The sequence below is a fragment of the Paenibacillus naphthalenovorans genome, assembly GCF_900099895.1.
GTDB classification, from domain to species: Bacteria; Bacillota; Bacilli; order Paenibacillales; family NBRC-103111; genus Paenibacillus_G; species Paenibacillus_G naphthalenovorans.
In genome coordinates, this window is sequence record NZ_FNDY01000026.1 from 33,692 (window position 1) to 46,571 (window position 12,880).

A 12,880-nucleotide genomic window follows, 5' to 3' on the forward strand; every position below is an offset into this window, starting at 1 on the left:
CGAAAAAACTGACCTTCAACGATCATGAGGTCAGTCTTTTGCCATGCCCTATTTTCAGATGCCGCATCAGAAGCCCAAAAACCGGGGTCAGGGCGCTCCAATTAAAGATTGCAGCTGTTGATACTCCTCCGGCTTTAAATGCCTCTGAAGCAGCTCCTCCAGTTCCTTCAGCTCTGCCGCGGTGATTCCGTCTTCCAGAATAACGGAAATCCTCTGCATCTCCTCTTGCGGTACCCGGGGGACCAGCAGAGAAAAAATTTTCGCTTTGTTTGCTTCGGACAATTGATCCTTCTTCTTGGCAAACTCTTCACTTGAGACAACAATTCTTCTTTCCTCTTCCGGCAGCTCCGTCTGACCGGATTGACGGCTCCATACAGCTACCGCGTCCTCCGGAACCGGATAAGGGTCAGCCGTGTCTTTGCTTGCCTTGCCATCATGGTCTGCCCCTCCGCTTTTTTCCGACCCGGTTTCGGAAGAAGTCGAGCCTGGATCGGCAGAAACGGCCAGATCCCTGGGCTGCTGCGGGGTAGCCGCCTCGTTCGTCCCGAACCCCAACTGCGCGGTAAAACGGTTCACAAACCGGTTCCACTCGATCTTTTGATTTCCCGGACGTTGAATCTGATATTGGTCCAACAATACATCCACATAGGCATTCACGGCGAGAAAGGTCACCACCACGCAGCATAAAGAAGTGACCGCTGCGCTGACTCCTAGCTTCAGCAACCAGCTCATCCATTTCATTACTCTTCCCATCTCCCATCAGCCTGTTGATCATAGTTCCAGTATTGACCTTTTTCTGGGAAATCAATCGGGCTGTCCGCACATATGCAAAAAAACCCCGCTCTCCGTCATCAGGAGAACAGGGCCATGTTTTTTATAAGATCGGATTCCAATTAGAAAATGGGCTTCACCAGGTTGGTTTGCTCCCGATTGCGTCCAACGGAGAAAATCGCAATGGGGATGCCGGTCAGCTCAGACACCCGCTCGACATACCGTCTTGCGTTCTCCGGCAAATCCTCGAGCTTGCGGACATCAGACAGATCCTCGTTCCAGCCCGGGAGTTCCTCATACACGGCTTCGCATTCAGCCAACACCTTCAGACTGGCCGGATAATGCTCGATGATTTCACCGCGGTATCTGTAAGCCGTGCAAATCTTCACCTTGTCCAGACCGGACAGCACATCGAGCGAATTTAAGGATAAGCCCGTAATTCCGCTCACCCGGCGGGCATGACGAACAACGACGCTATCGAACCAACCGACGCGGCGCGGTCTTCCGGTAACCGTACCATATTCATTGCCGCGTTCGCGAATCCAATCACCGGTTGCATTTATCTGTTCGGTCGGGAAAGGACCGTCTCCAACGCGTGTAGTGTAAGATTTGGCTACGCCGATAATGTGCTGAATTTTGGACGGACCCACTCCGGATCCGATGCAGACGCCGCCCGCAGAAGGATTCGAAGAGGTGACATATGGATATGTTCCTTGGTCGATATCCAGCATGACACCCTGCGCGCCTTCGAAAAGCACCTTTTTGCCTTCGTCGATCAGATCGTTCAGAACTACCGACGTATCGGTAACATAAGGACGGATTTTCTCCGCATAACCGAGATATTCCTGAATGATCGAATCGGCATCAAGACCTTTAGATCCGTACACCTGTTCGATCAATTCGTTTTTCTCCTTCACCATTTGGCGGACCTTCCGGGTAAACTCCTCCGCATCCATCAAATCGGCAATGCGGATCCCGTTGCGTGCTGCTTTATCCATGTAACAAGGGCCGATCCCCTTACGTGTCGTCCCGATTTTGTTCTCGCCTTTGCGTTCTTCCTCTAAACCGTCTAACAAAAGGTGGTAAGGCATAATCAAATGGGCACGATCGCTGATGCGCAGATTGTCCGTCGTAAAGCCGTTATCATGAATATATTGAATTTCCTCGAGCAGCGCGCCTGGATTGATAACCATACCGTTGCCGATGACACATATTTTATCTGCATAAAAAATGCCCGATGGAATCATCGTAAGCTTATACTTTTTATCATTAATAAGAATCGTATGTCCCGCGTTATTGCCCCCCTGATAACGGGCGACAACCTCGGCAGACTCTGCAAGAAAGTCGGTAATCTTCCCTTTCCCTTCGTCTCCCCATTGGGTTCCGACAACTACTACCGTTGACATATTCACTTACCCCCGTGAGGTGGAAACCACCTGTTATTTGCCCTAAAGGCACAATACACCATTGATTAGTTTAGCAGTACCGCTCTGCAAAGTCAACAAAAACGAACAATGAACATAGTCTGTTGCCCATTGTTCGGAATTTATTCATATGTAGCAGGTCTACAGCGGCATTCCAATCGGGATGCCTATCTGTAGACCGCATATTCTTTTCCTTTTCTTTAAAACAAAAAATGTTCCCTGTGCAACAAGCCAGGCCGGCGCAAATCTTACCGGGCCATCGCCGGCTCCTGATGGGTTCGATCAAGATTTACGAATTTATTGTAATTTTTCAGAAAGGCAAGCTCCACCGTCCCGACCGGTCCGTTACGCTGCTTTGCAATAATAATCTCAATAATATTTTTCTTCTCCGACTCTTTATCGTAGTAGTCGTCACGGTACAGGAATGCCACAATATCGGCGTCCTGCTCGATCGATCCCGATTCCCGGAGGTCCGACATCATCGGCCGCTTATCCTGCCGCTGCTCCACCCCCCGGCTCAACTGCGAAAGCGCGATGACCGGAACGTCCAGTTCACGCGCAATCTGCTTCAGCGTACGGGAAATTTCCGAGACCTCCTGCTGGCGGTTATCGCCTTTGCCGCGCCCGTGAATGAGCTGGAGATAGTCGATCAAGATCATGCCAAGACCCTTCTCCTTTTTCAGGCGGCGGCACTTTGCCCGAATATCGGCTACGGTAACGGACGGGGAGTCGTCAATATAGATGTTGGCCTCCGACAGCGATCCGATGGCCATTGTCAGCTTCTCCCAATCGTCCGGCTCCAGGAAACCCGTCCGCATTCGTCCGGCATCCACATTCGCCTCCGCACAAATCATCCGCTGCACGAGCTGAGCCGCGCCCATCTCCAAACTAAAAATGGCGACCGTCTCTTTTTCCCGCACCCCGACATTCTGCGCTATATTCAAAGCAAACGCCGTCTTTCCTACGGAAGGACGGGCCGCAACGATAATCAGGTCTGACCGTTGAAAACCTGAGGTCATCTTGTCCAAGTCGGTAAATCCGGAGCGGATCCCGGTTGTCCCCCCCTTTTGATTGAAGAGGAACTCTACCTTGTCGAAGACCTCCATCAGCACATCCTTGATCGCAATGAAGCCGGAGCCGGAGCGGGCCTGTGAAATCTCCATGATGCGCTGCTCCGCATCGCTGAGCAGCGTCCCCACTTCGTCTTCCCCGGAGTACCCGTTCGTAACAATCTGCGTAGCCGCCCGGATTAAACGACGCAGCATCGACTTTTCTTCTACAATCTGCGCATAATAATCGACGTTGGCTGCCGTAGGCACCGCATTGGCGAGCTCCGACAGATAGCTGATGCCGCCGACCTCCTCCAGCTGCTTCTTATCCTGCAGCCGGGCGGTCAGCGTAATCAGATCGACAGGCTCATTGGCCTCGGCAATCTCGATCATGGCCTCATAAATCCGCTGGTGTGCCCCGCGGTAGAAATCGTCGCTTGTCACCCGCTCCATCGCCGTAACCAGCGCGTCTCCATCAAGCAAAATAGCGCCGAGCACCGCCTGCTCGGCTTCTATATTTTGTGGAGGGATACGATCCATAAATAAACTCTCGTTCACCTGATCTCCTCCTGATATTCAAGCTTCTCATCATGGATAACAAGGGAAATAACGGACATTCACGTCCGTTATCCATTCCTTTGCCGAATCAGGCTTTTTTCCTATTCTTCCACTACGTGCACTTTCAGCTTCGCGCTTACTTCCGGATGCAGCTTAACGACAACCTCTGTCACGCCCAGCGTGCGGATCGGTTCGTCCATAACGATCTTCCGCTTATCCAGCTTGATCCCTTGCTTGTCCAGCGCTTCGGCCACCTGCTTATTCGAAACGGCGCCGAACAACCGGCCGTCCGCACCGGATTTTGCCTTCAACTGCACCGTCAGCTCTTCCAATTTCCGGGCCAGCTCCTGCGCATCAGCCTTCTCCTGCGCTTTCCTGCGTTCCTCGGCTTTCTTCTGCTGCTCCAGCACCTTCATGGATCCCTCGGTAGCCGGAGCGGCCAGGTTTTGTTTAAACAAGAAATTATTGGCATAGCCCTCGGAAACCTCTTTAACTTCCCCTTTTTTTCCTTGGCCCTTCACATCTTTCAACAATATGACTTTCATTCAAACAGCCCCTCCTCTGCGTGTATCTCGCTTAACACTTGCTTGAGCCGCTGTGTGGCTTCCGCCACTGTGCCTTCAATCTGGGTTGCCGCATTCGTCAAATGACCGCCGCCGCCCATCCGTTCCATAACCAACTGGACGTTCATCTGTCCGAGCGACCTTGCGCTGATCCCGATCAGACCGTCCGGGCGTTCGCTGATCACAAACGAGGCCATAATACCCGTCATAGTTAACAATGTATCAGCAACTTGGGCGATGAGCAACTGTGAATATTTACGTCCCGGCTCATTCACCGCAAGCGCAATATGGTCGAAGATGACGACCGCGTTCTTGATGACCTCGGCTTTCTGAATGAAGTATTCCAAATCTTCCTTCAACAGCTGCTGTATCAACAAGGAATCGGCCCCGTTGCGCCGTAAGAAGGACGCCGCCTCGAACGTCCGTGCCCCCGTGCGGAGACTGAAGCTTTTCGTATCGACGACAATCCCGGCGAGCAGCGCCGTCGCATCAAGTATGCCCATGGTAAGCCGCTCATGAAAATATTGGAGCAGCTCTGTCACCAGTTCGCATGTGGAAGACGCATAGGGCTCCATATAAACCAGTGTAGCGTCTTGAATAAAATCCTCGCTCCTGCGGTGATGGTCTACGACTACCTTCCGCTGCGTCATCTGCAGCAGCCGCGGCTCCGGCGTCATCACCGCCCGGTGCGTATCTACAACAACGGCCAAAGACCGTGAGTTCGTAATCTGCAGCGCCTGCTCAGGAGTAATAAACCAGCGGTTCAGCGTCTCATCCTCGTAGATCATCTCCATCAGCTTCTGGATCGAAGGATTCACTCCCTCCAGCACAATGTAGCCTTCTTTATTGCTGACATGCGCCATCTTCAACACGCCGATGGCCGCCCCAATCGCGTCCATATCCGGGTATTTGTGTCCCATGATGATGACCTTGTCGCAATCCTTGATCAAATCCCGAAGCGCATGGGAAATTACCCGAGCCCTGACACGTGTCCGCTTTTCGAGCGCATTGGAGCGTCCTCCGTAGAACGACAACCGCTCGCCTACCTTCACAGCCGCCTGGTCGCCGCCCCGACCGAGAGCCATATCCAAGCTTGTTTGGGCCCAATGCCCAAGCTCGGTTATGGACGAAGTGCCGGAAGCGATGCCGATGCTTAACGTCAGCGGCAGCTTATGCTCGATCGTGATATCCCGAACGTCGTCCAGAATCTCGAACCGGGATTGCTCCAGCGCCTTCAACCCTTTTTGATCCATCAGGACTAAATACCGGTCTGACGCAGTACGGCGGAGATAAACGTTATGTTTTTGCGCCCATTCCGTAATTTCACCGGTCACTTTAGCCATCATGATGCTGCGTGTCTGGTCGTCAAGACCCTGCGTCGCTTCATCCAGGTTATCCAGCATCACGATGCCAAGAGCCAGCTTTTCCTCGTCATAGCGGAGCTGAAGCGATTTGAGCTGTGTAATATCGGTCAAATAGAGCAGCCGTTCTTCCGGATTGATCTGCACTTCGTAGATGTTATTGTTCATGGCCATTTCGAGTTTTAATTCTTTTTCCTTGCGATTCTTAAGTGCCGGAAACAGCTCAAGCAAGGATTTCCCGATCAGTGAATCTTCACCCAGCATGTGAGCCACGAAAGGATTGTGCCACTCAATGATTTTTTCCTCATTATAAAGCACAATGCCAAACGGCAGCCCATGGATAACCTCGCTTCCTGCCCGCTTGACCCGATGCGATAACGTGGCCACATAGCGGTTTAAGTCCTTACGGAACGCTTGCTCCGCCTTCAGTGTGTAATACCCGAGAACGCAGCACAAAATCAAGGCTATGAGAGCAATGACCCATTGGTATATAAAAAGAATTAAGGTCAACGCGGCCAGCAAGGCAAAAATCCATACGATATGCATCCCATGCCATCGCTTCAACAGGAACTTCGGCATTTCATTCGCTCCTAATCCCTATAAAGTCACTTACGAGTCATAATACGATCACGGATCGGAAACGCCACATCGAATACTCCAAGCAAACTGAACAAAAAAGATACCGGCGGAAAAAGCAGCAGCAGCAGAATTCCAACAATCGGTAAGGTCTTGTTCCAATGCATCACATGCGCTACATAGAACAAGAAGGATATCGCCTGAATGGAAAACAGGAACGTCAGCAGCGGAAGTAGGTTCAAGAGCACGGTGTAAGACATCGATTTCGTATCGCTTACGAACATTTCCATGATCAGCGCGATCAAATAAAACCAGACAAACGATTTTGGAAGCATCCAATCCTTGATCGGCTTAAAGGCAGGAATGGATTCTCCCGAGCGTACAAGCACCCTGCGGGCCAGAGCATGGGACACCACCACGTAAAAAAGCGAAAACCCGATCATGTACAGCGGCAGCATCAGCACCATCATATGGATCAGCGTATCCGGATCGACTCCCATCATATTCTGCAGTTCCACAGGAAGCGTCTTCACACTATCCATCATAAACTGCTTTAGTTTGCCGACCGGATTGAGACCAAACAGTTGTGTCACAACAAGGGTAAGCAGCAGCTGCGCAAGGAGCGTCACCGTACCTGCCGTAAGGACGGTTCGTGCCGGGGCGCTTTTTTTATACAAGTTGCCCATCTGGATGACCGGGGGCAGAAAGAAAAGCGATATCGACACAAGCAGTGCTCCAAGAGAACCGGCCAAAAGCAGCGATGTAATTAAATATACAACTGCCAAGCAGATGGTGTAATGCGCCAAGAACTGCTTATTACCTAACTTCACATACATGACCAGCACAGGCACCATCAATAGTGCAGCCGTAATCAAACTTAACGGAGGTAAAAAAATCGTTAAGAGCAAAAAAATATAAGCGAATCCCCATCCGAACATTCGCTTTTTCTGTGGTTCTTCCAAGCCTTTCACCTCTTACGCAAATGTTCTTCCAAAGCGGAAATGTCTCCGTACCATTCTTCCAATTGATGACCTTCCTCACGGTGCTTCTTCATTTTGTCCAGAATAACCTCATCCAAATTGCGTAGAGAGATGCCAAGTCGGCGGCCGAGAATATAACAATAGGCAATGAGACTGGCCAGACCGTCAACGATTCTGTGATGACTGCCTTCCCATATGCCTTTAAGCAGGTGTGCCATTTGATCCACAAGCTCAGTTTTCAGCCATTCGATAATTTTGGCCCGTTTGGCCAAATCAACGTCTCTATCGATATTAGACAAGCTGATTCTCTCCTTACCATGAAGCTTTAGTTAATTATACCACACTTTTAGACCCGTTGTTCGGACTGCCAAAGCTTAAAACAATAATCAATAATTTCCCTTCTGCGGATAATGCCTATAAACACTTCATTATCGTCTATGACAGGAACATAGTTCTGGTTCGTGACCAGCGTAATCAAATCTACCATCTGCTGGTCGATCCGGACCGGTTTTATTACCATATGCTGAGGTACTTCCTTCAACTGCACTTTGTGTGCGTTCTCAAATCCGATCTCAGGGGAACGCTTGAGCTTCCATAATAAATCCCCTTCGGTAATGGTTCCGACATATTTTCCATTCTCATCAATCAGAGGAACGGCCGAATACCGGTGATACTCCATTCGCTCGAGTGCTTGACGTATGGTGGAATGAGGAGATAAATAAATAACGTCATCCTTGGGCACCAAAAAAAATGCGATGTTCAACGCTGCTCCCTTCCTTTCTCTATCTAAAAGGTCCTGCGATTCTCACCTTTCCATCATATCATGATATGCCCCGGGAAGAAAAATAATCACCGCTTGCAGGAACCATCCTCATGGACTTTTACTTCACGGTTTTTTCGTTTGCACGCCCAAATAAAAAGACAACCGGGTTACCCCGATTGTCTTATTTAGATAACATTACTCCGTCGTGTACGGCAGCAGAGCAATTTGACGCGCACGCTTGATTGCGATCGTCAGTGCACGCTGATACTTGGCGGAAGTACCGGTTACACGGCGAGGAAGAATCTTGCCGCGCTCGCTGATAAACTTCTTGAGCGTTTCAATATCTTTATAATCAATGTGCTTGATTTTGTTTACGGTGAAGTAACAAACTTTACGGCGCTTGCCGCCTTTTTTGCCACGGCCGCTGAACTTTCTTTCGCCGCGTTCGCCGCGGTCTTCAGAGCGTTCTCTTTTTTCGAATGCCATGTTTCTCCATCCTTTCTACGTGGGTTTTCCTACCGTTCCAAGCCTCTTAAAACGGCAATATTGAAGAACGCATACTGTGTAATTCCCCAATACTCCTTGTTCTAATTGAGTTTTTATTGGTTACACACCGTCCCTGTGTAAACCGTGAATTCACTTTTCTAAAATTACCACAAATACGTCTAGAAATCAAATGTTTAAATCGGACCTCGTTCCGACTCGATAATTGTACTTAAACAACCTCCTCGGTATATATACTAATGGTGGGGTACAGTCCCCTCCTTGCACTTAGAGCAAATAGGCTGCCACGATTGGTTGTTCTGGTAGTCTATTTGTCTCTCCAGAACTAAACATGCAGAATTTAAACTTTTCCAGACGAGAGATGCATATGTAAATTTTTGTACTAAGCCCTCGTTGTCCCTGTTATTTTTCTTACTCTAAGGATTTAGCTGTTTATGATTATTCGCTTCGTCATTACTGCCAATTTCAACATAATATACGCTAACGTTCCGTAGACGGTTTCCTGTTCTTCATCCTCTCCCTCGGTGATACTTTATTTCGGAGCGAAACCATGCAGCAACAGCAGCTCATATGTCGCAAGGATGCCATTAGAGTCGCCGTATCGCGTCTCGTAGTGCTGGAACATGTCGTGAAAAAGGCGGCGTAGGCCGATTCGGCCGGAAGGGGAGGCTACCGAGGCGCTGGCGCCGATCGCTTTTATCGCATGGAGAAAATCGCGCACCGTCGGGTACCGTTCGATGCGGACGTTTTGGCGGCGCCGCGGGTTCATAAACCCGGCTGCGGCCAGCATTGCGTTCCACTCCTTAGCTGTATGCAGCGGCAGGCCGTGGCGCTGCGGCTTCAAGCCCTGCGCACGGTAAGCGAGCTCGAATGCGGTATGCAGCTCTCGAAACGTCTCCAGGCATTACAGGTGAGCGTTACTCCTAGTTCTTTACACAAATCGTCATAAATCTGTTCTGTAGGATGCTCCTCTATGAAATGTCTTGTAAGAAATTCATACCATACCTGGTGCGTTAACCCGCGAGCTATAACAGCGAGGCAAGCAGATTGCTCCGTGAGTTCCCGCGCTACGCCGGCGCTGTACAAACTTCGCACACCTTGTAATTGAGGCGATTGCTTCTTAAAATCATAATTCGCCGAACATACCACAGCCGTTTCCTCATCGACGACCATCACCTTTGCGTGCAGCATCCCTTTTTCGTACATGTAAATCTGTACCCGGCTTCCGTAGTAGGTACGGCTCCTATCTTAGAAGCCGGGCACATGCTTTATCCACGAGGCTTTGCTACGAGCGACGCAAGAAAAGAGAAAATGATCGCTGCTGAAACGCCGGCGCTCGTTAACTCAAAAATCCCGATGATGATGCCGATCCATCCATCCTGCTGCAGCTCCTGAAGCGCACCATGAACCAGAGAGTTTCCAAAACTGGTGATCGGGACGGTCGCGACGGCGCCCGCAGCTGAAAAAGACATCTTATCTTATATGAGAGATAATCAGGAAAGGAGGGATTGGGGCAATGACTGTAGCTACTCAGGTCAAAACTTGCCTGGCTTCGCTGAAAAGCACCCAGGGAAGAACCGCAATTCAAGGGCTTCTAGTCCATCCATGAACAAAACCGGAAGCAGATCCCGGCTAGGGCAGCAAATGATCCGCAGCTGTACCGCCGATGTACTGCTGCCGATCCGCAAGGCAGACTAAATGAAGAATGGTGTCGGATACACTGCCTTCCGCTGCCGCCTTCGTATCCTCCCGCTCTTCAGCCCCGCAAACCTTGCATACGCTGATCACGATTACTGCTCCTCGCGAAATTTTGCAGTTGCCATGCCTGTATCCCTCCCAAATCTTGCGCAGCTTGCTTGTCAGGTCGCCTCCCAAGCCAAGGCGCGCTGGTTGGCTCGGGAGGCTGAAGGCGCTAGGCAAGGCAGGGGTGCAAGTCTCGTTCGGCATGTTGCTGAACCTTTTGCGCGGCATTTGGGACTTATTTGCAAAGAAAATCGGCTGAATGGTTTTGGGGTATACGCATCGTCAAGTGAAAAAACGACCGCCTTCTTTTTAAAGCGATCGTTTTTTCACTTGCTGTTCTATTGATACTGCCGTGGCTGCAAATTCTGATTCTGCCAGCTCTGAGCCATTGGCCAGCCCGCATTCTGCACGCCGGCTTGTTGTTGCGCTGTTTGTTGAAGCTGAGAACAAATTTGCATCGCCTGCTGCATCTGCTGTATGGCAGTTTGATGTCCTTGCAGAACAGATTGAATGGTTTGAACCGCTTGACGTTCTTTCTGGGCCAGCTGATCCAGTTGGGCGGCGTTTTGCTGCTCCTGTTGCAACATTTGTTGATACATGTTGCTCGATTGCTGGGTTTGCTGGATCAACTGTTGAATAATCTGCGTGCATTGGCTTGCTTGCTGTGAAAGGTTTTGTTGATACACGATTTTTGACCTCCTTCAATATGGTAGGACTTCATCCCCCAAAGCTTATTATGTGCAAGCGCCCATTTTTCATGTAACGCCTATATTGTGATCTCACAATTCATTTTAATGAAACTGCACATCAATTTGCCGTTGGGTATCGGCTTTTAATTTCGGCATGCGAACTTCAAGGACACCGTTGCGGTACGTGGCTGTCGTTCCTTCCGTTTGAACGCGTGATGGCAAAGACACCGACCGTTGGAACCGTCCGACAAACCGTTCTTTGCGATGTATTTGTTCCTGCTTCACTTCATTCGCTTGCTTTATGGTCCCACTAATTGTAAGCATGTTTTCATCCACATCGATATGAAGGTCTTCTTTTTTATCCAAACCAGGGATTTCACAAGAAGCAATCACTTCATGTTCAGTCTCAAATACATCAATACGAGGGGTTGCAAATCCCAAACGCGCGCCGATTTCAGGAAAACCTTCGTTAAAAATTTTTTCCAAATCCCTTCTCCATAGATCGGTATTGCGAAACGAATCCCAAGGAATGAGCGGCATGTAATTTCCTCCATTGTCACATTATCTTTGTTTCAGCTTTGTTTTGTACTCTTCGGAAAATATTATTCTTTGCTACCCTGCATAGTTGATTGGAATATGCCTTTGGTCGGATACTCCCGGCAATAGCCCCCGAAAAGAATTTTTGAGGGTTTGTTGTGTAGCCATTGGCATTTACAGCAATGTTACCGACAATTTTAAGTTGTTCCCGTAAATGTCGGTAATTGAACGATAACATTTGTGCCGGTCTCCGAGCTTTCGAAATTCAAAGAGCCCCCCATTTTTTCGATCATAGCATGACTGAAACTAAGCCCAAATCCGATAGCGTCCGGTTTACTTGTAACAAACGGTAGGATGATTCGGGACTGCAGATCTTTTGGAATTCCTGCTCCTTGATCGCGAACAATGATGTGAATATAATTATCCGTAATGTTTATTCGGAGCGTTAAGACAGAACCTGGGGGACTTGCATCTAATGCGTTGTCAATGATTTCTTGCAGCGCCGCTCGCAGCAGCTTGGGGTCTCCTAACACAAAGCCGTTTCGCTCCGGATATTCCAAAGCGAAACGCACTTTTTTGTCTAGTGCTTGGATTTGTATACCGGGAACCCATTCCTGCATGAACGAAATGACGGAAACAGGAACAAATTTCAATTCGAAAGGCTTTCCAAAGAGCAAAAACCGCTGCAACGCTTTGTCGATCGTCTGAATTTGCTCATCGAGCAGCTTAAAGTATCCTGTCATTTTCTGATGAGGCAGAGATGCCGCAAATTGCAAAACGGAAACATGATCCTTCGAACTTTTTTCCAGAAGTTGAAGCGTCCCTTTGATTACCGCTAAAGGATTTAAAATGATATTGGCTGTGCCCGCCACCATATGCCCAATCGTTTCCCTTCTTTCTTTCTCACATTGAATTTGCACGTACTGTTGAAAATCTTGGATATCGGCCATTAGAACAAAACATTCCCCTTTTAACTGAGGGTATACATAGGCGATCATGGATCGCACTTTGCCATCTAACTTCTCTTGTACGAGTACTCCCGGGTAATTCTTTTTATCCTGCAATACTTGCCCCACGATCGCTTGTATTGCCGAGTGTGCAGGGAATTCTTCTTCGGGGGTTACTGAGTACCATGTGTTCATGGTTGTATTTAACCATAAAATTCTGGCTTCTGAATCAACGACAGCCAGTCCAATATCCATTTGATCGGAATTCATAAGGAACTCTACGATTTGCTTCATCTCTATTAACGTCCTCCATTTGCTTCCTCCATTAACTCCCTTCCCGGCCACTTATCATGTGCAAACTGCAGTAAACAAGCGAGCGAATTTCTCGTCACGAAGTGGATGGGTTATGAATAAA

15 protein-coding genes and 1 pseudogene are annotated in these 12,880 nt (G+C 49.1%); all 16 read right to left on the reverse strand.

From position 1 onward, the window contains the following. Window positions 1–87: 87 nt before the first annotated feature. The gene (locus BLT35_RS19625) at window positions 88–741 is read right to left on the reverse strand and encodes a hypothetical protein (protein WP_054816955.1); all 654 of its coding nucleotides are present in this window, start codon (window positions 739–741) and stop codon (window positions 88–90) included. A 152-nt stretch (window positions 742–893) separates the two neighbouring features. Beyond that, on the reverse strand, window positions 894–2,177 hold the full coding sequence (locus BLT35_RS19630; RefSeq protein WP_054816954.1) for an adenylosuccinate synthase: 1,284 nt from the start codon (window positions 2,175–2,177) through the stop codon (window positions 894–896). 266 nt (window positions 2,178–2,443) lie between these two features. Beyond that, window positions 2,444–3,784, reverse strand: a complete 1,341-nt coding sequence (dnaB, locus tag BLT35_RS19635; protein ID WP_082661032.1) for a replicative DNA helicase — start codon at window positions 3,782–3,784, stop codon at window positions 2,444–2,446. Between the two features lie 119 nt (window positions 3,785–3,903). Continuing rightward, complete coding sequence (gene rplI, locus BLT35_RS19640; protein WP_062410213.1) at window positions 3,904–4,347, reverse strand: 50S ribosomal protein L9; 444 nt, start codon at window positions 4,345–4,347, stop codon at window positions 3,904–3,906. Continuing rightward, on the reverse strand, window positions 4,344–6,305 hold the full coding sequence (locus BLT35_RS19645; protein ID WP_074729531.1) for a DHH family phosphoesterase: 1,962 nt from the start codon (window positions 6,303–6,305) through the stop codon (window positions 4,344–4,346). Before BLT35_RS19645 ends, rplI begins: the two co-directional genes overlap by 4 nt. Window positions 6,306–6,331: 26 nt before the next feature. Next, window positions 6,332–7,264 (reverse strand): DUF2232 domain-containing protein, encoded by a 933-nt coding sequence (locus tag BLT35_RS19650; RefSeq protein WP_062410211.1) that lies wholly within the window; start codon window positions 7,262–7,264, stop codon window positions 6,332–6,334. Between the two features lie 5 nt (window positions 7,265–7,269). Then, a complete protein-coding gene (locus BLT35_RS19655; RefSeq protein ID WP_062410210.1) occupies window positions 7,270–7,581 on the reverse strand; it encodes a MazG-like family protein in 312 nt (103 codons plus the stop codon). A gap of 47 nt (window positions 7,582–7,628) precedes the next feature. Next, entirely contained in the window at window positions 7,629–8,045 is a 417-nt protein-coding gene (locus BLT35_RS19660) for a CBS domain-containing protein (RefSeq protein ID WP_054816953.1), read from the reverse strand. Between the two features lie 195 nt (window positions 8,046–8,240). Further along, window positions 8,241–8,531: a 30S ribosomal protein S18 gene (rpsR, locus tag BLT35_RS19665; RefSeq protein ID WP_062410209.1), complete on the reverse strand. Its 291-nt coding sequence runs from the start codon at window positions 8,529–8,531 to the stop codon at window positions 8,241–8,243. Window positions 8,532–9,081: 550 nt separating this feature from the next. Then, a complete protein-coding gene (locus tag BLT35_RS19670; RefSeq protein ID WP_023559076.1) occupies window positions 9,082–9,339 on the reverse strand; it encodes a hypothetical protein in 258 nt (85 codons plus the stop codon). A 50-nt stretch (window positions 9,340–9,389) separates the two neighbouring features. Next, complete coding sequence (locus BLT35_RS19675; RefSeq protein ID WP_437438536.1) at window positions 9,390–9,761, reverse strand: phospholipase D-like domain-containing protein; 372 nt, start codon at window positions 9,759–9,761, stop codon at window positions 9,390–9,392. Between the two features lie 56 nt (window positions 9,762–9,817). Continuing rightward, window positions 9,818–10,006 (reverse strand): annotated as a pseudogene (locus BLT35_RS19680) (SpoVA/SpoVAEb family sporulation membrane protein); the annotation flags it as partial. A 175-nt stretch (window positions 10,007–10,181) separates the two neighbouring features. Beyond that, window positions 10,182–10,520 (reverse strand): hypothetical protein, encoded by a 339-nt coding sequence (locus BLT35_RS27360; RefSeq protein ID WP_217634730.1) that lies wholly within the window; start codon window positions 10,518–10,520, stop codon window positions 10,182–10,184. A gap of 110 nt (window positions 10,521–10,630) precedes the next feature. After that, window positions 10,631–10,978 carry a hypothetical protein gene (locus BLT35_RS19685; protein WP_074729533.1) on the reverse strand — a complete coding sequence of 116 codons (348 nt, stop codon included), beginning with the start codon at window positions 10,976–10,978 and terminating at the stop codon, window positions 10,631–10,633. Between the two features lie 105 nt (window positions 10,979–11,083). After that, window positions 11,084–11,521, reverse strand: coding sequence for an Hsp20/alpha crystallin family protein (locus BLT35_RS19690; protein WP_054943631.1), 438 nt, complete (start codon window positions 11,519–11,521; stop codon window positions 11,084–11,086). A gap of 194 nt (window positions 11,522–11,715) precedes the next feature. Next, window positions 11,716–12,759 carry an ATP-binding protein gene (locus BLT35_RS19695; RefSeq protein WP_074729534.1) on the reverse strand — a complete coding sequence of 348 codons (1,044 nt, stop codon included), beginning with the start codon at window positions 12,757–12,759 and terminating at the stop codon, window positions 11,716–11,718. Window positions 12,760–12,880: the final 121 nt, after the last annotated feature.

Excerpts from the sequence above, each read along its gene's own strand:
- BLT35_RS19625 (WP_054816955.1), bottom strand. The coding sequence starts at position 741 with ATGAAATGGATGAGCTGGTTGCTGAAGCTAGGAGTCAGCGCAGCGGTC.
- BLT35_RS19630 (WP_054816954.1), bottom strand. The coding sequence starts at position 2,177 with ATGTCAACGGTAGTAGTTGTCGGAACCCAATGGGGAGACGAAGGGAAA.
- dnaB (WP_082661032.1), bottom strand. The coding sequence starts at position 3,784 with ATGGATCGTATCCCTCCACAAAATATAGAAGCCGAGCAGGCGGTGCTC.
- rplI (WP_062410213.1), bottom strand. The coding sequence starts at position 4,347 with ATGAAAGTCATATTGTTGAAAGATGTGAAGGGCCAAGGAAAAAAAGGG.
- BLT35_RS19645 (WP_074729531.1), bottom strand. The coding sequence starts at position 6,305 with ATGCCGAAGTTCCTGTTGAAGCGATGGCATGGGATGCATATCGTATGG.
- rpsR (WP_062410209.1), bottom strand. The coding sequence starts at position 8,531 with ATGGCATTCGAAAAAAGAGAACGCTCTGAAGACCGCGGCGAACGCGGC.
- BLT35_RS19670 (WP_023559076.1), bottom strand. The coding sequence starts at position 9,339 with ATGCTGGCCGCAGCCGGGTTTATGAACCCGCGGCGCCGCCAAAACGTC.
- BLT35_RS27360 (WP_217634730.1), bottom strand. The coding sequence starts at position 10,520 with ATGCCGCGCAAAAGGTTCAGCAACATGCCGAACGAGACTTGCACCCCT.
- BLT35_RS19690 (WP_054943631.1), bottom strand. The coding sequence starts at position 11,521 with ATGCCGCTCATTCCTTGGGATTCGTTTCGCAATACCGATCTATGGAGA.
- BLT35_RS19695 (WP_074729534.1), bottom strand. The coding sequence starts at position 12,759 with ATGAAGCAAATCGTAGAGTTCCTTATGAATTCCGATCAAATGGATATT.